Annotated in this window: 11 protein-coding genes and 2 pseudogenes; 2 read left to right on the top strand and 11 right to left on the bottom strand. The window is 62.1% G+C overall.

Going from position 1 to position 21329, the window contains the following annotated elements; genetic code table 11:
• Positions 1 to 2 precede the first annotated feature (2 nt).
• From glgA to ACD590_RS18900, 11 genes are all read right to left on the bottom strand, one after another.
• A complete protein-coding gene (gene glgA, locus ACD590_RS18950) occupies positions 3 to 1445 on the bottom strand; it encodes a glycogen synthase GlgA (protein WP_439003161.1) in 1443 nt (480 codons plus the stop codon).
• A gap of 3 nt (positions 1446 to 1448) precedes the next feature.
• Complete coding sequence (glgC, locus tag ACD590_RS18945) at positions 1449 to 2711, bottom strand: glucose-1-phosphate adenylyltransferase (protein ID WP_018243568.1); 1263 nt, start codon at positions 2709 to 2711, stop codon at positions 1449 to 1451.
• A gap of 19 nt (positions 2712 to 2730) precedes the next feature.
• Positions 2731 to 4938 carry a 1,4-alpha-glucan branching protein GlgB gene (gene glgB, locus ACD590_RS18940; protein WP_018446059.1) on the bottom strand — a complete coding sequence of 736 codons (2208 nt, stop codon included), beginning with the start codon at positions 4936 to 4938 and terminating at the stop codon, positions 2731 to 2733.
• Positions 4935 to 7397 (bottom strand): glycogen/starch/alpha-glucan phosphorylase, encoded by a 2463-nt coding sequence (locus ACD590_RS18935; RefSeq protein WP_439003160.1) that lies wholly within the window; start codon positions 7395 to 7397, stop codon positions 4935 to 4937. The genes glgB and ACD590_RS18935 overlap by 4 nt, the downstream gene beginning before the upstream one ends.
• A gap of 277 nt (positions 7398 to 7674) precedes the next feature.
• Positions 7675 to 8913 (bottom strand): vWA domain-containing protein, encoded by a 1239-nt coding sequence (locus ACD590_RS18930; protein ID WP_439003159.1) that lies wholly within the window; start codon positions 8911 to 8913, stop codon positions 7675 to 7677.
• Between the two features lie 116 nt (positions 8914 to 9029).
• Positions 9030 to 9908 carry a transglutaminase family protein gene (locus tag ACD590_RS18925; RefSeq protein WP_439003158.1) on the bottom strand — a complete coding sequence of 293 codons (879 nt, stop codon included), beginning with the start codon at positions 9906 to 9908 and terminating at the stop codon, positions 9030 to 9032.
• Between the two features lie 5 nt (positions 9909 to 9913).
• On the bottom strand, positions 9914 to 12331 hold the full coding sequence (locus tag ACD590_RS18920; protein WP_112906668.1) for a circularly permuted type 2 ATP-grasp protein: 2418 nt from the start codon (positions 12329 to 12331) through the stop codon (positions 9914 to 9916).
• A 51-nt stretch (positions 12332 to 12382) separates the two neighbouring features.
• Entirely contained in the window at positions 12383 to 15709 is a 3327-nt protein-coding gene (locus ACD590_RS18915) for a DUF2126 domain-containing protein (protein ID WP_439003157.1), read from the bottom strand.
• Positions 15710 to 15812: 103 nt separating this feature from the next.
• A complete protein-coding gene (locus ACD590_RS18910) occupies positions 15813 to 17195 on the bottom strand; it encodes a sensor histidine kinase (protein WP_439003156.1) in 1383 nt (460 codons plus the stop codon).
• The gene (locus ACD590_RS18905) at positions 17192 to 17869 is read right to left on the bottom strand and encodes a response regulator (RefSeq protein ID WP_017967883.1); all 678 of its coding nucleotides are present in this window, start codon (positions 17867 to 17869) and stop codon (positions 17192 to 17194) included. Before ACD590_RS18905 ends, ACD590_RS18910 begins: the two co-directional genes overlap by 4 nt.
• 97 nt (positions 17870 to 17966) lie before the next feature.
• Positions 17967 to 19835, bottom strand: coding sequence for an adenylate/guanylate cyclase domain-containing protein (locus ACD590_RS18900; RefSeq protein WP_439003155.1), 1869 nt, complete (start codon positions 19833 to 19835; stop codon positions 17967 to 17969).
• Positions 19836 to 20269: 434 nt separating this feature from the next.
• Here ACD590_RS18900 and ACD590_RS18895 point away from each other — a divergent pair.
• Positions 20270 to 20581, top strand: a pseudogene (locus ACD590_RS18895) (ornithine carbamoyltransferase); the annotation flags it as partial.
• A gap of 113 nt (positions 20582 to 20694) precedes the next feature.
• Positions 20695 to 21252: pseudogene (locus tag ACD590_RS18890) on the top strand (ornithine carbamoyltransferase); the annotation flags it as partial.
• Positions 21253 to 21329: the final 77 nt, after the last annotated feature.

The following is a 21329-nucleotide window of genomic DNA, read 5'->3' as shown; positions in this document are numbered from 1 at the left end:
GTTCACATGCCTTTCGAGACGAGGCTTGAATAGAGGGCAGCGTAGCGTTCGGCGCTCTTCTCCCAGGAGACATCCGATTTCATGCCCTGCTTTTGCAATTGGGTCCAGAGTTTTCGGTCCTGATAAAAATGCATCGCACGGCGGATTGCCTGTAGCATGCCTGTTTCGGTTACGGGCGCAAATTGTATGCCGGTTGCGACTTTCGCCGCAAGTGCGGCGTGATTGGCGTCGATCACCGTGTCATTCAAACCGCCGGTGCGGGCGACGATCGGCACGCAGCCGTAACGCAGGCCGTAAAGCTGGGTCAGGCCGCAGGGTTCGAAGCGCGAGGGGATGATGATCGCATCGCAGCCGGCCTGCATCAGGTGCGACATCGGCTCGTTATAGCCGATCGAGACGCCGATGCGGCCGGGATGGCGGCTGGCGGAGGCGAGCAGCGCGCCTTCAAGTGCAGCTTCGCCGGAGCCGAGCACGACGAGCTTGCCGCCCATGGCGACGATCTCATCGGCGACGTTGGCGACGATATCCATGCCCTTCTGCCAGGTGAGACGGCTGATGACACAGAAGATCGGGGCGTCGTCATTGTCGAGGCCGAAGAATTCGGCGATCGAGCGACGGTTCTCCTCGCGGTTCTTCAGCGTCATCGGGCCGTAATGAGTGTGGACGACAGGATCGGTCGCCGGGTTCCAGATATCGGTGTCGATGCCGTTGACGATGCCATGCAGATCGTCGATGCGGCTGGCGATGACGCCCTCCAGCCCCATGCCGAATTCCGACGTCAGGATCTCATCGGCATAGGTCGGGCTGACCGTCGTGATCGCATGCGCAGTCTTCAGGCCGCCTTTGAGGAAGCCGACAGTGCCGTAATATTCGATGCTTTCGGTGGCGAAGGCATGGGCAGGCAGGCGCAGGCCGGGAAAGATCTCGGAACCGAACTGGCCCTGGAAGGCGATGTTGTGGATGGTCAGTACGCTCGGAAGTTCCAGCGTCGGATAATAGCGCATATAGACCGACGTCAGCGCCGCCTGCCAGTCGTGGGTGTGGACGAGATCCGGCCGCCAGCCGGGCAGCAGGCCGGCGGCGATCTCGGAGGCAGCGAGCGACAGGGCGGCGAACCGACGCCAGTTATCGGGATAGTCCTTGCCGAGCGGATCGAGATAGGGCCCGCCCGGCCTGTCGTAATAGGCCGGCGCATCGAGGACGAGCAGATCGAGGCCCTCGTGCTGGACCTCGAGCACGGTCGCCCGCTCACCGAGCAGGTCGGGGAATTCGAGCCTGACGACCGGGTCGCGAATGACCTTCATGACGGCGGGATAGCCGGGTAGAAGGGTCTTGGTCTCGACCCCGAAGGCTTTCAGAGCAATCGGCAGGGCGCCGGACACATCGGCCAGACCCCCTGTCTTGATCAAAGGGAAGACTTCGGACGAAACCGAAAGAACTTTCATAAGTTAGATATCCAGCTTGTCGATCATCGGTTGGGTGATCAGGCAGATGCCGCTTTCCGTCCGCCGGAAGCGCTTGGCATCGAGTTCGGGATCCTCGCCGACGACCAGACCTTCCGGAATGACGACGCCATGGTCGATCACCACATTCTTGAGCTGCGCGCGCCGCCCGATCTTCACGTTCGGCAGGATGACCGCCCCTTCCATCTTGGAGAAGGAGTTGGCCCTGACACCCGTGAAGAGCAGGCTGTTGTTCAGCATGGCGCCCGAGATGATGCAATCGCCTGACACAACGGAGGAGGTGGCCGAGCCGCGGCGATCCTCGTCGTCATGGACGAATTTCGCCGGCGGGGTGATCTCGGCATAGGTCCAGATCGGCCAGGACTTGTCGTAGATATCAAGCTCCGGAACGATCGCCGTCAGGTCGATATTGGCTTGCCAATAGGCGTCGATCGTGCCGACGTCGCGCCAGTAGGGTTCGTGCTCGAAATCCGAACGGACGCAGGACTTGGCGAAACGGTGGGCGACCGCCTTACCGTTGTTGACGATATAGGGGATAATGTCCTTGCCGAAGTCGCGGCTCGAGGTCGGGTCGGCGGCGTCGCGGCGTAGCGCATCGAGCAGGAACTTGGTGTGGAAGACGTAGATGCCCATCGAGGCGAGAGCGAAATCCGGCTTGTCGGGAATGGGCGGCGGATCGGCCGGTTTCTCGACGAAGGCGATGATCTCGTCCTTGTCGTTGACATGCATGACGCCGAAGCCGACCGCTTCCATGCGCGGCACTTCCAGGCAGCCGATGGTGACGTCGGCGCCGGAATCGACGTGCTGCTGCAGCATCCATTCGTAGTCCATCTTGTAGACGTGGTCGCCCGCAAGAATGACCATGTATTCGACGCCGTAATCCTGGATGATGTCGATGTTCTGATAGACGGCGTCGGCCGTGCCCTCGTACCATTGCGTCTCGGAGACGCGCTGGCTGGCGGGCAGGATATCGAAGCTCTCGTTGCGCTCAGGGCGGAAGAAGTTCCAGCCGCGCTGCATGTGACGGATCAGCGAGTGCGCCTTGTATTGCGTCGCGACGCCGATGCGGCGGATGCCGGAATTCAGGGCGTTCGACAGGGCGAAATCGATGATGCGGGCCTTGCCGCCAAAATAGACGGCCGGCTTGGCACGCCGGTCGGTGAGTTCCTTGAGACGGCTTCCCCTACCGCCCGCCAGGACATAAGCCATTGCATCGCGGGCAAGTGGCTGAACGCGTTTTTCTACCATTTTCTCCTCCCACCAGTCACTAATTTTCAGGTTCAAGCATGATTGTCGCCAAGGGCGGCAAGGTAATCGAGCAGGTGATGTTGCCGCCGGCATCGACGGCCTGCACGCGCCCGCCGTTGCCCTTGCCGCTGCCGCCGTAAATGTCGGCATCGGTGTTCAGGATTTCCCGCCAGCGGCCTGCGGACGGCAGGCGGATCGAGTAGTTCTCGCGGTAGACAGGGGTGAAATTGGTGATGACGGCGACCGGTTTCTGGCCCGGCGCCTTGCGCAGCCAGGCAAAGACGGAATTCTGGTGGTCGTCGGCCACCAGCCATTCGAAACCTTCGCCCTCGCAGTCACGCTCATGCAGTGCCGGCTTGCTGCGATAGGTGAAATTGAGGTCGCGCACCAGACGCCGCATGCCCTCGTGCATGCGATACTGAAGCAGGTTCCAGTCGAGCGACTTCTCCTCGCTCCACTCGCTCCACTGGGCGAATTCCTGGCCCATGAACAGCAGCTTCTTGCCGGGATAGCCCCACATATAAGCGTAGTAGGCGCGCAGATTGGCGAATTTCTGCCAGTCGTCGCCCGGCATTTTGGCGATCAGCGAGCCTTTTCCGTGAACAACCTCGTCATGCGAGAGCGGCAAGACGAAATTTTCCGAATAGGCGTAGAGCAAGCCGAAGGTGAGCTCGTTGTGGTGGTGCCCGCGGTAGATCGGATCGCGGCTCATGTAGCTCAGCGTATCGTGCATGAAGCCCATGTTCCACTTGAAGCCGAAGCCGAGGCCGCCTTCATGGACGGGCTGCGAGACCTTCGGCCAGGAGGTCGATTCCTCGGCAATGGTCATGACGTTGGAATGATTGCCGTAGAGGCGGATGTTGAGATCCTGCAGAAAACGGACCGCTTCGAGGTTCTCGTTGCCGCCATATTCGTTCGGGATCCATTCGCCGTGCTTGCGGGAATAATCAAGGTAGAGCATTGAGGCGACGGCATCGACACGCAGACCGTCGAGATGGAATTTTTCGGCCCAGTAGAGCGCGTTGTTGACGAGATAGGAAACAACCTCGGTGCGGCCGAAATTGTAGATTGCCGTGCTCCAGTCCGGGTGGAAGCCCTTGCGCGGGTCTTCGTGCTCGTAGAGTGCCGTGCCGTCGAACCAGCCGAGGCCATGCTCGTCGGTCGGAAAATGCGCCGGCACCCAGTCGAGGATGACGCCGATGCCGACCTTGTGGCAGCCATTGACGAAACGGGCGAAACCTTCTGGCTCGCCGAAACGCGCGGTCGGCGCGTAGAGGCCGGTCGTCTGGTAACCCCAGGAGGGGTCATAGGGGTACTCGGTGATCGGCAGGAACTCGATATGGGTGAAGCCCATGTCGGCGCAATAGGGGATGAGGCTGGAGGCGAGCTCGTCCCAGGACAGCATCGTGCCGTCCTGCCGGCGTTGCCAGGAGGCGGCATGCACCTCGTAGATCGAGATCGGCTGGCGGCGCTTGTCGGTCTCGCGCCAGTGCTTCAGATGGGCCTCGTCTTCCCACTCCTGCACCAGTTCGGCGGCGGCGATGGAGGCGGTCTTCGGTCGGAGCTCGCTGCGGCGGGCAAAGGGGTCGGCCTTCAGCGGCAGCAATACGCCGTCCTGGCCGCGGATCTCGAACTTGTAGGCAACGCCGATCGGTACGTCAGGAGCAAAGATTTCCCAGATGCCGCTATCGGAGCGGAAGCGCATCACGTGGCGACGGCCGTCCCAATTGTTGAAATCACCAACGACGGAGACGCGCTGCGCATTCGGCGCCCAGACAGCGAAATGGATACCCTGGGCGCCGTCATGCTTGATGAGGTGGGCGCCCATCTTGTCGAACAGCCGCAGGTGCGAACCCTCGCGGGCGAAATAATCGTCCATCGGCCCGAGCACCGGACCGAAACTATAGGGATCGGTGACTGCCCATTCGGCATCGCCGCGCCGGGCGCGGTAACGCACCGGCTGGAGCTTTGTGAGGGAAACCGGGCCGGCAAAGACGCCGTCGGCATGAAGCTGTTTCAGCTCGCCGATGACGCTGCCGTCGAGCGTCATGGCGGTCACCTCCTCCGCGCCCGGAATAAAGCACCGGGCGACGAAGGCGTCGCCGGCCTGGTGCACACCTAGGACGGCAAAGGGATTGGAATGCGAACCGGCAAGGATCGCCGTGATTTCATCTGCCGAAATTTCCCAGGAAAGCTTTACTTCAGGGACGGTCTTCGGCGTTTTCATCCGGCTCTCCAGATTTCGTCTGCATATTGCCTGATGGTACGATCGGAAGAGAACCAGCCCATTCGCGCCGTATTGTTGATCGTCTTGGTGTACCAGGCGGACTGGTTGGTCCAGATCTGGTCGACTTCCCGCTGGGCCTGGGCATAGGCGTCGAAGTCGGCAGCGACCATGAACCAGTCATGCGAATAGATGCCGTCGATCAGCGCCGTGTAGCGATTGCGGTCATCGGGCGAGAAGACGCCGGAACCGATAGCGGCAAGCGCCTGGGCGAGTTCGCGCGATCCCTCGATGATGGCGCGAGGATTGTGGCCATCACTGCGGACCTTCGACACCTCGTCGGCCTTGAGGCCGAAGATGACGATGTTGTCCTCGCCGACATTGTCGCGCATCTCGACATTGGCGCCATCGAGCGTGCCGATCGTCAGCGCGCCGTTCAGGCCGAACTTCATGTTGCCCGTGCCGGAGGCTTCCATGCCGGCGGTCGAGATCTGCTCCGAGAGGTCGGCGGCCGGAACCATGACTTCGGCGAGCGAGACATTGTAGTTCGGCACGAAGACGACTTTCAGCAGGCCGCGTACCGACGGATCGTTGTTGATCGTGCGGGAGACGTCGTTGATCAGCTTGATGATGAGCTTGGCATTGTAATAACTCGGCGCCGCCTTGCCGGCGAAGAGTTTTACGCGCGGCACCCAGTCAAGCTCGGGATGCGAGCGGATCTGGTCGTAGAGCGCGACGGCCTCGATGATGTTCAGCAGCTGGCGCTTGTATTCGTGGATACGCTTGATCTGGATATCGAACATCGCCGACGGATCGAGCTTCACACCCATGCGGCTGGCGACGAGGTTGGAGAGTGCCACCTTGTTAGCGCGCTTTACCGCTGCGAACTTCTGCTGGAAAGCCGGATCGGATGAATGCACGTCGAGCGCGCGCAGCTTCTCGGCATCATCGAGGAATTCGTCGCCGATCGCCTCGCGGATCAGGCCGGTGAGGCCGGGATTGCACTGCTGCAGCCAGCGGCGCGGCGTGATGCCGTTGGTCTTGTTGTTGATGCGGTCGGGATAGAGCTTGTGCAGGTCGGCGAAGACGGTGACCTTCATCAGGTCGGTGTGCAGGGCCGAGACGCCGTTGATCGAATGCGAGCCAACGAAAGCGAGGTTGCCCATGCGCACACGGCGGTCGCCGCTTTCATCGATCAGCGAGATCGAGCGGATTTCCCCATCGGAGAAGTTCTTGCCCTTGCGGGCATCGATCAGGATCTTGGCATTGATCGCATAGATGATCTGCATGTGGCGCGGCAGCAGACGCTCGAACAGCGGTACTGCCCAGCTTTCCAGCGCTTCGGGCAGAAGCGTGTGGTTGGTGTAGGAGAAGGTATGGCGGGTGATTTCCCAGGCTTGATCGAAGTCCATGCCATGCACGTCACAGAGCAGGCGCACGAGTTCGGCAACCGAGACGGCGGGGTGGGTGTCGTTCAGCTGGATCGCCACCTTGTCCGGCAGCGAGGTGAAATCGTCATATTGCTGCAGATGGCGGCGCAGGATGTCCTGCAGCGAGGCCGACGAGAAGAAGAATTCCTGGCGCAGGCGCAGTTCCTGGCCGGCCGGGGTGGCGTCGGCAGGATAGAGAACCCGGGTCAGGCTTTCGGCCTTGTTGCTTTCGCGGAGCGCGCCAATGTGGTCGCCGGCGTTGAAGGCATCGAGCAGGATCGGATCGATCGGTTGCGCCGACCAGAGGCGCAGCGTGTTGACGCGCTTGCCGCGCCAGCCGACGGCCGGCGTGTCGAAGGCGGCGGCGATGACGCGCTCGGCCGGTTTCCAGACGTAGCGCGGCTGGTCGTCATGGGTCGTGATGAATTCGACGGCGCCGCCGAAGCCGATTTCATAGGAGCTTTCGCGGCGCTCGAATTCCCAGGGATTGCCATGGGCCAGCCAGTTTTCCGGCAGTTCCACCTGCCAGCCGTCGGCCAACTGCTGGCGGAAGAGGCCGTGAACATAGCGGATGCCGTAGCCATAGGCCGGAACGTCGACCGTCGCCATGCTCTCCATGAAACAGGCAGCCAGACGGCCGAGGCCGCCGTTGCCGAGTGCGGCATCCGGCTCCAGGCCGGCAATGACGTTGACGTCGACGCCGAGCGAGGCGAGCGCATCGCGCACCTCCTCCATCAGGCCGAGGTTGGAAACGGCGTCGCGCATCAGGCGGCCGATCAGGAATTCAAGAGAAAGATAATAGACGCGCTTGGCGCCGGTCGCATAAACCTCGCGAGTGGATGCCATCCACCTGTCGATGATGCGGTCGCGCACCACCAGGATCGTCGCCGTCAGCCAGTCATGCGGCTTTGCCACCTTGGCATCCTTGCCGATGCGGTAGGTCAGACGTTCGATGATTTCTTCAGCGAGAATTTCCGGCCTTGAACTGCGAGGGGCGGGGGAAGGGATGATCGGCTTGGAAACAGTGTTCATCGTTAGGTCTCGCCAATTTTAATTTTGTTTCAGGATGTTATGCCTGATTCAATCAATTTGTCGCTTGCGCAGCCGACAGTTTATGCATCGTTACTAAGCAGTTGCAACAAAGGATTTGGGCAAACGAAAAATTTGCGAAACCTTCATATTCACACGGGTTGAGGGGGTTGATTTCAATCGCTTTTCTCGATCTGATGGGCCGAACGAGGATAACGAAAAGCCGCTCCGGTTTGTTCCGGAGCGGCTATTTTGTTCGGCTTTTCGCCGGGACCGATCGTCAGTTCGTCAGGCGCGTCAGCTGTGCGGAGGCTTTCGCTCCGATCGCCTTGAAGGCGGCAAGCAGGTCTTCCATCTTTTCCGCCTGGAAATAATGGGCGTCATCGGAAGCGCAATAGTGCAGCAGCGCTTGCCCACCCTCGGGTGCCATGAAGGCAATGGTGTAGATTTCAATGCCCTTGGACTTGGCGGTGTCACATGTCGACTTGGTCAAGGTGTCGTATGAACGACCGCCACGGCTATCGTCGTTATTGTCGCCGTCGGTCATGAAGACGATGTACTTCTTCGGCACTTGCCCGGTTTTTTGCTTATGAATGGCATCCTCGGCGTCGTTTCCCGCAGCATTTTTGGCGGTCAGAGACGTGTAGGCCGTGCTCACTGCACCGCTTGAATTCGTCCCACCGCCAGACTGCAACGCGTTGACATAGCTCGAGACGGCCGCAGTTCCCCAGGCGAGACTGCTGGGCGTGTACTGGTTAATATCGTAGGACACTGCGCCGATGCGCGCATATTCCGCATTGGGATCGGCGCTGGTGATCTGGCCAAAGAGATTGCCGGCGGCGATCTTCAGCGCCTCTATCTTGGTGTAGTAGTTCGCGCGGCTGCCGGTGCATTTGTCGTAAACCCACTTATTATTCTTGCTGTTGTAGTGGAGGTTGCAGTCGTAGGTGAACGTTTCCGTTGGATCATCCGCGTTGACGGTCGCAGTCGGGTCTCCCATCGACCCCGATTTGTCGAGCGCGAGAAACATCGAAATGGAGCCCTGGGTTTGCGAATGGCCGCCGACCGTCGTGCTTGATGTCGAAAGATGCTGCGTGCTGAAGCCAACCGCCTGCATGAGCGGGTTAACCGCGAGGTCGTAACTGGGTGAAACCGTCACCTCATAGGACGTCGACTTGCCCGATGTCTTCGTCTGGACACCGACGCTCGTGGTGTTCTTGATATCGGCACCGCTCTGCAGGTAATTCGCCATTTGTCCGGCGACGAAATTCTGCGCGAAGGCCTCGGCCTGTGAGGTTTGGATCGTGCCGTTCGCCAGCGCGGTGGCGGTTGCGAGCGCCGCCGAATCGGCTGCTTCCTGCAACTGCTGTTTCGACAGCAGCATATCGCCCACCTGGATCGCCATGCCGGCCGCCCCAAAAAGGACGGGCAGCAGGATCGCCGTCATGATTCCGAAGTTACCGCCACGGTCGCCAAGCATGCGACGCAGGCAGGGAGTCTGTAGAAAGGAGGTGCTCATCATGTTCACCCGTATATGGAGGCCCTATGGGTGATATTAGGCACGCTCCTCCTTTCCGCTGTCCTTACGGCGTCAATAGAATTTTAACGAATCGTGGGATTTTTCCAGTTTTGGGATTATTTCAGGGGGATCACGTCGACCGCCTGGACGGCGCGTTGGCCGCCATAGCTTTTCAATACGCCGATGACGGGAACGACGTCGGAATAGTCGCGGCCGTAGGCGACGACGATGTGGTCCGTGCCGGCGGGGATGTTGTTGGTCGGATCGAGTTCGATCCAGCCGATCGTCTCACCGCACCAGATCCTGACCCAGGCATGCATGGCGTCCGCCCCTTCCAGCCGCTCCTTGCCGGGGGGTGGGATGGTGCGCAGGAAACCGGAGACGTAGCCGGCCGGAATACCGAGGCTTCTAAGCGCCAGGATCATGATGTGGGTGAAATCCTGGCAGACGCCGCGCTTCAACTTGAACGCCTCGAGCGGCGTCGTGTCCACCGTCGTCGCGTCGGGGTCGTAGGTGAAATCCTTGTTGATGCGGGCACAGAGCGCATGGGCGATCTGCATCGCCGTCAGATCAGGCATGGCGCAGCTTCGCGCATAGTCGGCGATCTCGCGCGCTTGGGTCAGGCGCGGGCTGTCGCCAAGGAAGTGGTGCGGCGAATCCGGCGCCAACGACCAGATGCCTGATATCTCATCCGGCAGGTCGGCAAGCAGCGGCGAGAAATCGGCGGCGATCGGCTGGCTTTCCACCTGCACGCGGGCTTGCATGCGAATGTCGAGCGTCTCGTGCGGCGCGCGCAGCATGAAGGAGGTGGTGGGATGATGGAAGAAATCGACGAAATGCGACTGCTCGTCCGGCGTCGGCGAGATGGTGATCGAGCCGGCGACCAGGCGCTGCCGGTTGGGCAGCGACAGCGGCATCAGGCGCATGACGTGGCGGGCGCCGGAGGCCGGCACGTCGTAGATGTAACCCATGTGGAGGGAGAGATCGTAGAGCATCGCCGTCACCCGAGATAGGTCTGGGCGAGCAGATCGGAAAGCTGCTCCAATTCGCGTTCGAGCCGCTGATAGACCTCGACCCCCATGCCCTCCGGCGTCATCACCGCCAGGCCGGAATGGAGCCGCATCGCCTCGCGGTAGAAGGGCGACATCTGGCCGTTGATAAGGGCATTCGGCAGCTGCTCGACCTCGTGGTGGATCTCGTTCACCTGGAAGAGGACCGAGCGGGGGTTAAGGGGGTCGAGAGCCAGCAAGTCGGTGACGGTCAGCCGCGCCGTGTTGACGTTGTAGCGGCGGCGGTGGGTCATGACGCTGTCGCCGATCTCGAGCAGCATGTCGAGGGCGCCGTCAGGCGCTTCCGGGCCGGACATGTGGCCGAGCAGGCGCGTCATGTGCAGGCCGCGCTCGATATAGCGTCCGAGCGAGAGGAAGCGCCAGCCGGTGAAGCGGTACATGTTCTCGTGCACGAGGCCGGCGAAGCCCGCGAGTTTACGCAGAAGGATCGTCATCGCATGGCTGGCATCGTCGCCGGCAGCGACGGTGACGTGAAAGCGGCGGGCGGTCTTGGCGAGATCGTTGAGTGCCAGCCAGCCGTCCGGCGAGAAACGGTCGCGGATGTTGCTCGCCGAATAGACGGCGCTGTCGATGTTGCGCAAAAGCGTTTCCGGCACGGCCTCGGCGGTATCGATATCGACGGCCGTGAGATACTCGGAGACATCGGCGAGCAGCGGCTGGTTCGGATCGGCAGCTTCGGCGTAACGCGCATGCCAGGCGCGCAGGATGCGCAGCGCCCCTTCGGCGCGTTCGATGTAGCGGCCGAGCCAGAACAGATTATCGGCTGCCCGACTCGGCAGGCTGCCCGGCATGTTGCGGGTAAAACTGCCCTCGGCCGGCAGCAGCGTGTGTCGCTCGACCGGCTTGTCGCTGACAATCCAGACGTCGGCGGCCGCTCCGCCGGACTGCATGGCGATTGCTGCGACATCGGCGCCGGAGCCGATGCGGGCAAAACCGCCGGGCATGATCTGCCAGCCGTTTGCTGTGCGGGCGGCGAAAACGCGCAGCGACATCGGCCGCGGCACGAGCTTGCCGTCCACCCAGGCGGGCGTCGTCGACAGCGTGACGACCTCCTGGCCGACCAGTTTAGGGCCGTCCGAACTCAGCCAGTCGGTGATGGAATCCCTGGCGGTCGCACGCAGCGACGAGCCGAGCACGGATTCGCCGTTGTCGTCGAAGAAGGGTGCCCGGGAATAGGCCGGGCCGATGACCATCTTCTCGATGTTCTTTGCGACGTGCTCGCGCTCTTCCTGCTGGCCGCACCACCAGGTGGCGATCGAGGGCAGTTGCAGATCCTCCCCCAGCAGACGGTGGCAGATGGTCGGCATGAAGGCCAGAAGCGCCCGGGTTTCGAGAACGCCGGTGCCGAGTGCATTGACGATGGTGACGCTTTCGGCGCGCAGCGCTTCCACCAGGCCGGGCGTGCCGATATGCGAATTCTGGTTCAGCTCCAGCGGATCGGCAAAGGCCGAATCGAGACGGCGCCAGAGTACGCCGATCGGCTTCAGACCGGCGACGGTGCGCACCATGACGCGGCCCTTGACGACGGTCAGGTCCTCGCCCTCGAGCAGCATGAAGCCGAGATAGCGGGCGATGTAAGCGTGCTCGTAATAGGTCTCGTTGGCGGGGCCGGGCGTCAGCACGGCGATGCGGTCGTCGCCCGAATGTTTCATGCCCTGAAGCGCGTCACGGAAGGCGCCGAAGAAGGAGGCGAGGCGGTGGACCGGGGTTTCGGCGTAGATATCCGAGAAGGCCCGGGTCGTCGCGACGCGGCTTTCCAGCGCGAAACCGGCGCCTGACGGTGCCTGCGTCCTGTCGGCCAGCACCCACCAGTTGCCGTCAGGTCCGCGGCCGATCTCGAAGGCGCAGAAATGCAGATAATGGCCGGAGCCTGGCCGGATGCCGGCGAGCGGGCGCTGGAATTCGGGATTGGCGGCCATCAGCGCCGGCGGCAGGACCCCTTCCTCCACCAGTCGGTTGTCGCCGTAGATATCGGCAACGATCGCCTCCAGCAGGTCGGCGCGCTGGACGAGGCCCGCCGACAGCGTCTTCCATTCGCGCTCGTCGATCAGCACCGGGATATGCGAGATCGGCCAGGCGCGTTCGCCGGTGCCTTTGCTGCCATAGGCGCGGTAGAAGACTCCCGCATCCCTGAGGTAGCGGTCGGCGCGGGCGAAACGCTCGGCGAGATCCTTTTCCGGCATCGTGCTCAGATGCGAGAGGAAACGCTGCCAGACGGGGCGAACCGCGCCTTTGTTGTCGACCATCTCGTCAGCGGTGCCAGGAAGCGGCGCATAGTCGAAGGCCGCATCCTTGACGATACGTTCCTCTGCCTCTCCCCTGCGCTCCGCTGCCGGCCTCTTACCCATCAAAACTGAAACCCTAACCCCCGGCCCTAATCCCGGCCTCAACCCTCGGCCTTAAATTCCGGCGGGCCGCCTCAGATCCAGCGTCAGCGGGAATTCAAGCGAACCCGTCTCGGCGCGCGGGATGTAACCGCCCGCCGTATGTCCCCATGGCTCGAAGCGGGCGAGCCGCCTTGCTTCCGCCTCGTTGCCGTTGACCGGGAAGGTGTCATAGGTCCGGCCGCCCGGATGGGCAACATGATAGATGCAGCCGCCGATCGAACGCTTCGACCATGTATCATAAATGTCAAACGTCAGAGGCGTGTTGATCGGCAGGACGGGATGCAGACCGGAGGACGGTTGCCATGCCTTGTAGCGGACGCCGGCGACCGACACGCCAGCGGTGCCGGTCGGCGTCAGCGGCAGGGTGCGGCCATTGCAGGTGACGGTGTAACGCGCGGTATTGCTGGTTTCGAGCCGCACCTGAAGGCGCTCGACGGAGCTGTCGACGTAGCGGACAGTACCGCCCGGCGCGCCTTCCTCGCCCATGACATGCCATGGCTCCAGCGCCTGGCGCAGTTCCAGCTTCGAGCCCTCATATTCGACTTCACCGCAGAAGGGGAAGCGGAATTCGAGCTGGGCCTTGAACCATTCCGGGCTGACGTCGAAGCCGTTTTCACGAAGGTCGGCAAGCACGTCGAGGAAATCGGCCCAGACGAAATGCGGCAGCATGAAGCGGTCATGCAGGGTCGTGCCCCAGCGGACGAATTTGCCGTCGACCGGGTTGACCCAGAAGCGGGCGATCAGCGCGCGCACCAGCAATTGCTGGGCAAGCGACATGCGTGCGTTCGGCGGCATCTCGAAGCCGCGGAACTCGATAAGGCCGAGCCGTCCGGTCGGGCCGTCGGGCGAGAACAGCTTGTCGATGCAGATCTCGGCACGGTGGGTGTTGCCGGTGACGTCGGTCAAGAGATTGCGGAACAGGCGGTCGACGAGCCAGGGCAGTGGTTGCTGGCCGCGGCCGGGGGCGGCGATCTGCGCCATGGCGATTTCCAGCTCATAGAGGCTGTCGTGACGAGCCTCGTCGATGCGCGGCGCCTGGCTGGTCGGGCCGATGAACATGCCGGAGAAGAGGTAGGAGAGCGAGGGATGGCGCTGCCAGTGGAGGACGACGCTCTTTAAGAGATCAGGACGGCGCAGGAAGGGGCTGTTGTTCGGATTGGCGCTGCCGACGACGACATGGTTGCCGCCGCCGGTGCCGGTATGACGGCCGTCGATCATGAACTTGTCGGCGCCGAGCCGGGTGGCGCGCGCCTCTTCGTAAATCGCCGTGGTGATGTCGACGCAGTCCTTCCAGTTCGAGGCTGGATGAATATTGACCTCGATGACGCCGGGATCCGGGGCGACACGAATGACGTTGATGCGCTCGTCCTGCGGCGGCGGGTAACCTTCGATATGGACCGGAAGCTTGAGTTCGGCGGCGGCGTTTTCGGCAGCCGCGATCAGCTCGAGATAATCCTCGATGCGCTCGACCGGCGGCATGAAGACGCAGAGCCTGCCATCGCGCGGCTCGACCGACATGGCGGTGCGCACGGCACCGCGGAGTTCACCGAGCGTCTGTTCGATCCGGCCGCGATTGCTCTCATCGGCATGGAAAGAGGCTTCCGGCATGGCTCGGCCGGCCGGTACGAAGACATCTGGCAGCGGTCCGCGCGGGATCGTCGGATCGGCGGGGTGGATATACGGGTAACGCGCCGGGGGGACATAGGGCAGCGTGCCGAGCGGCAGGCGATAACCGATCGGGCTGTCGCCCGGGACGAGGAAGATCTTGCCGCGGCGGGTGCGCCATTTCTCGCTGATCCAGACTCGGCTTTCCGCTGCCTTGGCGTTCCATGCCTGGACCGGAAGGACGTAACCGGTCGCGACGGTGAGGCCGCGGGCGAAAACGCGGGCGATGCGGTTGCGTTCCTCGGGATCCTTCAGCTTCGAATTTGCCGGATCGACATTTTCGGGAAGGTTGCCTTCCTTGATGATCCAGTCGGCCGGATCCTCATAGGCCGGCTGCACCATCTCAGGTTTGATCGCCAGTTCCTTTGCGATCGCCGTCAGGAGCTTCTCGGCATCTTCGGCGGTGACGCCGGTATCCTTGCCTTCGGCGGCGACAAGATCGAGGTTCTGCCAGACCGGCTTGCCGTCGCGACGCCAGTAGAGCGAGAAGGTCCAGCGCGGCAGGCTTTCGCCCGGATACCATTTGCCCTGGCCGTAATGTAGGAAGCCGCCGGGGGCGAAGCGTTCCTGCAGCTTGCGGATCAGGATGTCGGCCTTTTGGCGCTTGGTCGGGCCGACTGCGGCGGTGTTCCATTCCTCCGACTGGAAATCGTCGATCGAAACGAAGGTCGGCTCGCCGCCCATCGTCAGATGCACGTCCTCGGCTTCGAGGACACGATCGACCTTCTCGCCGAGTTCGTTGAGCTCCTCCCAGCTTTCATCGGAGAAGGGCTTGGTGATGCGCGGGTGTTCGGCGACGCGCGAGACCTTCATGTCAAAGGCGAACTCGGTTTCGGCCTCGCCGAAATAACCGCCGGAAATCGGGGCGGCGTTGCGGTAATGCGGCGTTGCGGCAAGCGGGATATGGCTTTCGCCGGTCAGCAGGCCGGACGTCGGATCGAGGCCAACCCAGCCAGCGCCCGGCAGATAGACCTCTGCCCAAGCGTGCAGATCGGTGAAATCGACTTCGGTGCCGGAGGGGCCGTCGAGCGCCTTCAGGTCCGGCGTCAGCTGAATGAGATAACCGGAGACGAAGCGGGCGGCGAGGCCGAGATGGCGAAGGATCTGGACGAGCAGCCAGCTGGTGTCGCGGCAGGAGCCCTTGGCGCTTTCCAGCGTTTCCTCCGGCGTCTGGACGCCGGTTTCCATGCGGATGACATAGCCGATCTGCCGTTGCAGGCGGGCATTGAGGCCGACGATCATATCAACCGTCGGCTGGTCGGGCGACCAGTCGAGCGTCGGCAGCAGCGCCTTCAGGCGCGGACCGGCCGGCTCCGGCGTCATGTAGATCGACAGATCCTCCTGGATCGTTTCAGGGTATCCGAAGGGCCACTTGGTCGCCTCTTCCTCGACGAAGAAGTCGAAGGGATTGTAGACCGTCATGTCGGCGACGAGATCGACCTCGATCTTGAATTCCGTCACCGGATCCGGAAAGACGTAACGGGCAAGGTAATTGCCGTAAGGGTCCTGCTGCAGGTTGACGAAATGATTGGAGGGCGTGACCTTCAGCGAATGGCTGAGCACCCGTGTCTTCGAATGCGAGGCAGGTTTCAGCCGGATGATCTGTGGGCCGAGGCGGACCGGCTTGTCATAGGTGTAATGCGTCAGATGATAGATGCTGGCTTTGATCGACATATTTCTCTTTTTATCCGGCGCGCATCGTCGTGCGGCTTGCTGTTCCCGAAAATCAGTGTGTGCAATGCAGCGAAAGAAAGCAAGGCGGAAAGGTCGACGGCTCTTACGCCGCCTTGGCAAAGGTGACGGCCGCTTTCAGGCCTTTGCCATCTGCGCCCGGTTCCAGTGTCAGGTCGGCGTTGAAAAGATTGGCGATTTCTTCGACGATCGGCAGGCCGAGGCCGGCACCGGGCGCACCGGACTCATTGCCGCGCGAAAAACGCTTGCGCACCGCCTCCAGCTTCTCGCGGGGAATACCGGGGCCATTGTCCTCGACTTCGAGGCGGATCGTCTCTGACGCGGCGATAATACGGACGGTGACCTCAGCTCCCTTGCCGGCATAGGCGATGGCATTGCCGGCAAGGTTGCGCAGCATTTCGCCGATCAGCAGCGGCTCGGCGCGGACCATCGCCGGGCTTTCGCCCTCGAAGCCGAGATCGATGCCGGCGACGGCGGCCGTCGGGATCTGCTCGCCGGTGATTTCCTGAGCGATGGCGGCAAGGTCGATGGCGGAGGCGGTCAGTGCCTCCTTGGCGGTGGCGGCGTCGATCTTGGCCATCAGCAGAAGCTGGGCGAGGATGCGTTCGGCATGTGCCACCGCCTGGTCGCCCTTCAGTGCCGCCGCCTGCGCCTCATCAAGCGAGCCGGCGCGGGCGGAAAGGGCAAGCTGGGTGCGGATGATCGCCAGCGGCGTGCGCAGCTGATGGCTGGCATTGCCGGTGAAATGGCGGAGCGCATCGAGCGCCGATTGCAGGCGGACCATGAAGGAATTCACCGTATCGACCAGCGGCTCGACCTCGCTCGGCACGGTCTGCTTAATCGGATGAAGGTCATCAGGGCTGCGTTCGCCGATGGCGTCGCCGAGCTTGTAGAGCGGGCGCAGAGCCACCGTGACCGAGATCCAGACGATGACGGCCGCGCCGGCGATCATGAAGGCGAGGCGGAGTGCGGAGCGGACGAGGATCGCCTGCGCCAACTGCCGGCGGCCGATGGTGGTTTCGGCGACCGTCACGGCGAAGGGCACGGAGCGGATGCCCGTCGAGGCGGAGCGCTCGAGGGTGGCGACGCGGATCGGCTCGCCGCGGAACGTGTCGTCGGCGAAAGCGGCCACACCGCCTGGCGTCTTCTTCAGCACCGGCAGGGACTGGTAGCCGGTGATGAATTGGCCCGGCGGGCCGTCGACGCGGTAGAAGACGCGATCCTGCGCGGCCGAGGTCAGCATTTCAAGCGCGACATAGGGGATATCGACCTGCAGCGTGCCGTCTTCGGCGACGACGACGCGCTCGGCGATCGCCAGCGCTGAGCCGGCGAGTACGCGGTCGGAGACGATGTTCGAGGTCTGGACCGCCTCGCGATAGGTATCGGCGAGCGCCAGCGTGCCGATGACGGCTGTCGAGACGAGCAGCCAGAAAAGCAGCCGGCGCCTGAGGGAATAGGCGGCTTTCATGAGGCCTCGGGCAGCTTGTCGAGATAATAGCCGATGCCTCGGGCGGTCTTCACGGTCAGGCCGTGCGGCGAGAGGCGCTTTCGCAGGCGGCTGACATATTGCTCGATGGCGTTTGCGGAAATGTCGTCGTCGAAGGCGGTCAGCGATTGAATGATCGCCTCTTTGGCGACGACCTTGCCGGCCCGCATGAAGAGGATTTCGAGCAGGCCGAGCTCGCGAGCGGGAATATCGAGGGGCGTGGCGCCCGATGAAAAGGTGCGGGAATTGAGATCGAAGGAGATGCCGCCGAAGCTGACCGTCGCCGAGCGCAGCCCGGCCTGGCGGCGCAGCAGCACGCGCACGCGGGCCTCGAATTCGGCAATATCGAAAGGCTTGATCAGATAGTCGTCGGCGCCGAGATCGAGGCCCTTCACCCGTTCTTCCGGCGTGCCGCGCGCGGTCAGGATGAGAACGGCCGCCTGGTTCTGCCGGGCGCGCATGGCGCGCAGCACGTCGAGCCCGTCCATCTCGGGCAGGTTGAGGTCGAGGATCACCAGATCGAAATTTTCCGCGGCGATGACCGCATTGGCAGACGCCCCATCATGGACGACATCGACGGCATGACCCGTGCCGCGCAAGATCGCCGACAGGCCGTCGGCCAGCGCGATATTGTCTTCGGTGAGCAGGATGCGCACGGATGTTTCCCCTGTTTTTCAAAGGAGATTACAGAGGTGGCGGAGCGATGTCACAGCGATTTTGAAGATTCGGTGAACGGCCGGGAAAACCTCGATTTCAGCTCCCGGTTCTTTCGATCCGCTCGCGCTGTGTCATCGCGGCGGCGAGGAGTTTCCGGAAGCGGGGATCGTCGCGGATGTTGTCGAGGTCGGAATCATTGTTGAACCATTTGATATGGTAGACGGAGCTGTTCGGCAGCAGCCTCTCAAGAAGGTCGATCGACTGGTCGACATCGCCGAGGACGGAATGGACGCAGGCGAGATTATACTGCGCGACGATGTCATCGGGATCGATGGCGATCGCGCGGGCAGCCCAGTCGCGTGCCCTCGCCGCGTCGCCGAGATGGGCAAGCGCCAGCGCGCCGCGATGGGCCGGGCCGGAATTTTCCGGATTGAGGTTCAGGGCGCGTTCGGCGCGCAGCAGGCCGAGGCTTGCCCAGTTTTCCGTGTCCACCATACGGCCGAGCGAGCGGTAGGCGGACATCAGATGGATCGGTGAGACATAGTCATCCGGACGGATTTCGGCAGCGCGGGTGAAATATTGAACGGATTCAGCAAAGTTACCCCGCATGAAGAAGAACCGGGCATAGTGGAAATTCGCCTCGAAGAGGTTCGGGTCGAGCGCCAGGGCACGTTCGAAGGCCGCCGCCGCCCTATCGTCATAACCGCTCTGATGTAGGGCCAGGCCGTGCGAGGCATGGGCCTCGGGGAGGTCGGGATCAAGCGCCAGGGCACGAGCGCTCATGTCGAGGATGCGCCGCAGCGGCACGTCATCAGGAGCCCAATCGCGGATCGCCGCGTCGCAATCGGCAATGCCGGCATAGGCGCGAGCATAATCCGGGTCGAGCTCGACCGCCTTGCAGAACATGCGCCTTGCGAGCTGGAGATAGGACTTGGTCCAGGTGTGGGAGAGCTGGCGGCCCCTGAGATAATAGGTGTAGGCCTCGACATTGGCGGTCGGCTCATTGGCGATCGCCTTCTTCTCTTCCGGTAACAGACGCACCTTCAACTGGCCGACGATCGCATGGGTGATCTCGTCCTGGATCGCGAAGATGTCGGTCATGTCGCGGTCGTAACGCTCGGCCCAGAGATGGTCGCCATTGGCGGTGTCGATCAGCTGGCCGGAAATGCGCACGCGATTGCCGGAGATGCGGACGCTTCCCTCGAGCACGTAGCGCACGCCAAGCTCCTGGGCGAGCCGCTTCACCTTCACCGATATGCCCTTGTAGGTGAAGATGGTATTGCGCGGCACGACGTGCAGGCTGGAGATCTTGGAGAGATCGGTGATGATGTCTTCGGTAATGCCGTCGGAGAAGTAATCCTGATCGGCATCACCGCTCATATTGGTGAAGGGCAGTACCGCGATGAAGCAGGTATTGCGGTTCTGCGCCACCAATCTGGCGGAGGTGGGCGGCGCCAAGCTGACGGTATAGACCTGAACGGGCTGCCTGATGTTCTTCAGCATATGTTCGCCGATGAATTCGAAGCCGAGATTGAGGCGTGAGCCGACCTGATCGCGCACCGAGGCCGACACGGCGATGCCGCCCGGCGCTGCGATACGCTCAAGCCTGGCGGCGAGATTGACGCCATCTCCGAATATGTCGCCGTTCTCAACCACGACGTCGCCGAGATTGATGCCGATGCGGAATTCGACGCGCTCGTCCTTGGGCACGTTCTCGTTGCGGGCGGCCATGCTGCGCTGGATTTCGGCGGCGCAGGCGACCGCGTTCACCACGCTCTGGAATTCGGCAAGAATGCCGTCGCCGGTGAGTTTGACGATCCGGCCCTTGTAGTCTGAAATACGAATATCGACCAGCTCGCAGCGATGGCGGTTCAGCGCCTGCAACGTGCCGGATTCATCGATTCCCATCAGTCGGCTGTAGCCGACGACATCCGCAGCGAGAATAGCGCTCAGTCGTCGTTCCATGACCCCTCCCATGGATCTTCCCAGATTAGTCTAGCTTTTTATAGAGTTTTTGTCGCGTAGAGTCGTCCCCCGAATAAGAAATTCGGGCGGTTTCGACGTTTTTAATACGGCAGCGCGACCATATAACGTCGTCGATCTTCATCAATACTCTAAATGGGTGAAGGATGGAGCCATCCTCTAATCCTTTGTGATGAAAAGGGGATTCTAATCGGAGAAAGCGGGAGTGTTCTGCTTTGGTCGATGCTTCCGGGATCGGCATCATACAACCGATCGCGGATCGATTTAAGGCTTGAGCCGGACCCAGGGGCATGGCTTGGAAGACGAATCGCGAGGTATCCAACGCGGTATGCAATGTGATTCGCGGTTGCTTCGGCGATTGCCGTGAGGCCAGCGAAGGGTATTGTGGCGACGTTTCATGCCTGACGGAGATTTTAATGACAGCTTCGGCCCGGAATTTTCTGGAGTTTCATGATATTCCGGAGGCCGGGCTTCGATCGATTGTCGCTCGCGCCGGCGAGCTCGCCGAAGCCTGGGATGAGCGTGCGATGCCGCAGAGCCTTGCGGGAAAACGCGTCGCGCTGATTGTCGACGACGGCGGCTGGCGCAATACGACCGCCTTCGATCTCGGCATCCAGGCGATGGGTGGTATCTGCGTGCATGTGCCGATCGGCTTCAATACCAGGGAGGAAACCGGCGATCTCTCGGGTTATCTCGGCAACTGGTTCGACATGCTGGTGATCCGCCCTAGAACAGGATGATTTTAGGCCCGATCGGCCTAAAATCTGAATCCTGTTCTAAATTAAATAGTTAGAGCATGATGTCGTCCGAAAACCGCCGACACTTTTCGGCATCATGCTCTAGGGAGCTTGCGACATTGAAGGCGGTGGCGGCAGCCTCGCCCGTGCCTGTCATCAATGCGCGCACACGCTCCAACCATCCCTGCGAGACGCTCGGCGACCTTGCCTATATCAAGAGCCGGCGCGGCTCGATCGACGGGCTGAAGGTCGTTGGCGTGGCGGCGGACGCAAATATCGTCCGCTCCTGGGCCGAAGCGTCGATCGTATTGCCGATCGAGGTGGTGCAGGTCTATCCCGAACGCTGGCACATCTGTGACGCCGCGCTGTTCAACGGGCGCTTCCGCGTGAGTAGCGATATGGGCGAGCTATCGGATGCCGATGTCGTCATCACCGATTCATGGCCGGGCGATGGCCCCTCGGACGCACTCGCCAGGTATCGGATCGGGACCGACGTGCTCGATCGTTTGCCGGAGGATGCGATCTTCCTGCCGTGCCCGCCGGTGACGCGCAGTCAGGAGGTGACGGCCGCGGGGATGGAGCATCCGCGCTGCCTGAGCCGCGCCGCCAAGACCTTTCTGCTGCATGCGCAGAATGCGCTGATGGAGTGGGTCGCCGCCTAGAGCGGTTCAGCTTTAAGGGAAGCGCAGAACCGCTCTAGCCTTTTGTTTTTACGCAATTCCCGGCAAAACCGCTTCGC

It is taken from the genome of Rhizobium sp. 862_C5_N1_2, assembly GCF_051811205.1.
GTDB lineage: Bacteria > Pseudomonadota > Alphaproteobacteria > Rhizobiales > Rhizobiaceae > Rhizobium > Rhizobium leguminosarum.
The sequence above is the reverse complement of the archived record's forward strand: the minus strand, read 5'-3'. Positions and strand labels throughout refer to the sequence as shown.

Excerpts from the sequence above, each read along its gene's own strand:
- ACD590_RS18930 (WP_439003159.1), bottom strand. The coding sequence starts at position 8,913 with ATGAGCACCTCCTTTCTACAGACTCCCTGCCTGCGTCGCATGCTTGGC.
- ACD590_RS18900 (WP_439003155.1), bottom strand. The coding sequence starts at position 19,835 with ATGGAACGACGACTGAGCGCTATTCTCGCTGCGGATGTCGTCGGCTAC.
- ACD590_RS18920 (WP_112906668.1), bottom strand. The coding sequence starts at position 12,331 with ATGGGTAAGAGGCCGGCAGCGGAGCGCAGGGGAGAGGCAGAGGAACGT.
- ACD590_RS18935 (WP_439003160.1), bottom strand. The coding sequence starts at position 7,397 with ATGAACACTGTTTCCAAGCCGATCATCCCTTCCCCCGCCCCTCGCAGT.
- glgA (WP_439003161.1), bottom strand. The coding sequence starts at position 1,445 with ATGAAAGTTCTTTCGGTTTCGTCCGAAGTCTTCCCTTTGATCAAGACA.
- glgC (WP_018243568.1), bottom strand. The coding sequence starts at position 2,711 with ATGGTAGAAAAACGCGTTCAGCCACTTGCCCGCGATGCAATGGCTTAT.
- ACD590_RS18910 (WP_439003156.1), bottom strand. The coding sequence starts at position 17,195 with ATGAAAGCCGCCTATTCCCTCAGGCGCCGGCTGCTTTTCTGGCTGCTC.
- glgB (WP_018446059.1), bottom strand. The coding sequence starts at position 4,938 with ATGAAAACGCCGAAGACCGTCCCTGAAGTAAAGCTTTCCTGGGAAATT.
- ACD590_RS18925 (WP_439003158.1), bottom strand. The coding sequence starts at position 9,908 with ATGCTCTACGATCTCTCCCTCCACATGGGTTACATCTACGACGTGCCG.
- ACD590_RS18915 (WP_439003157.1), bottom strand. The coding sequence starts at position 15,709 with ATGTCGATCAAAGCCAGCATCTATCATCTGACGCATTACACCTATGAC.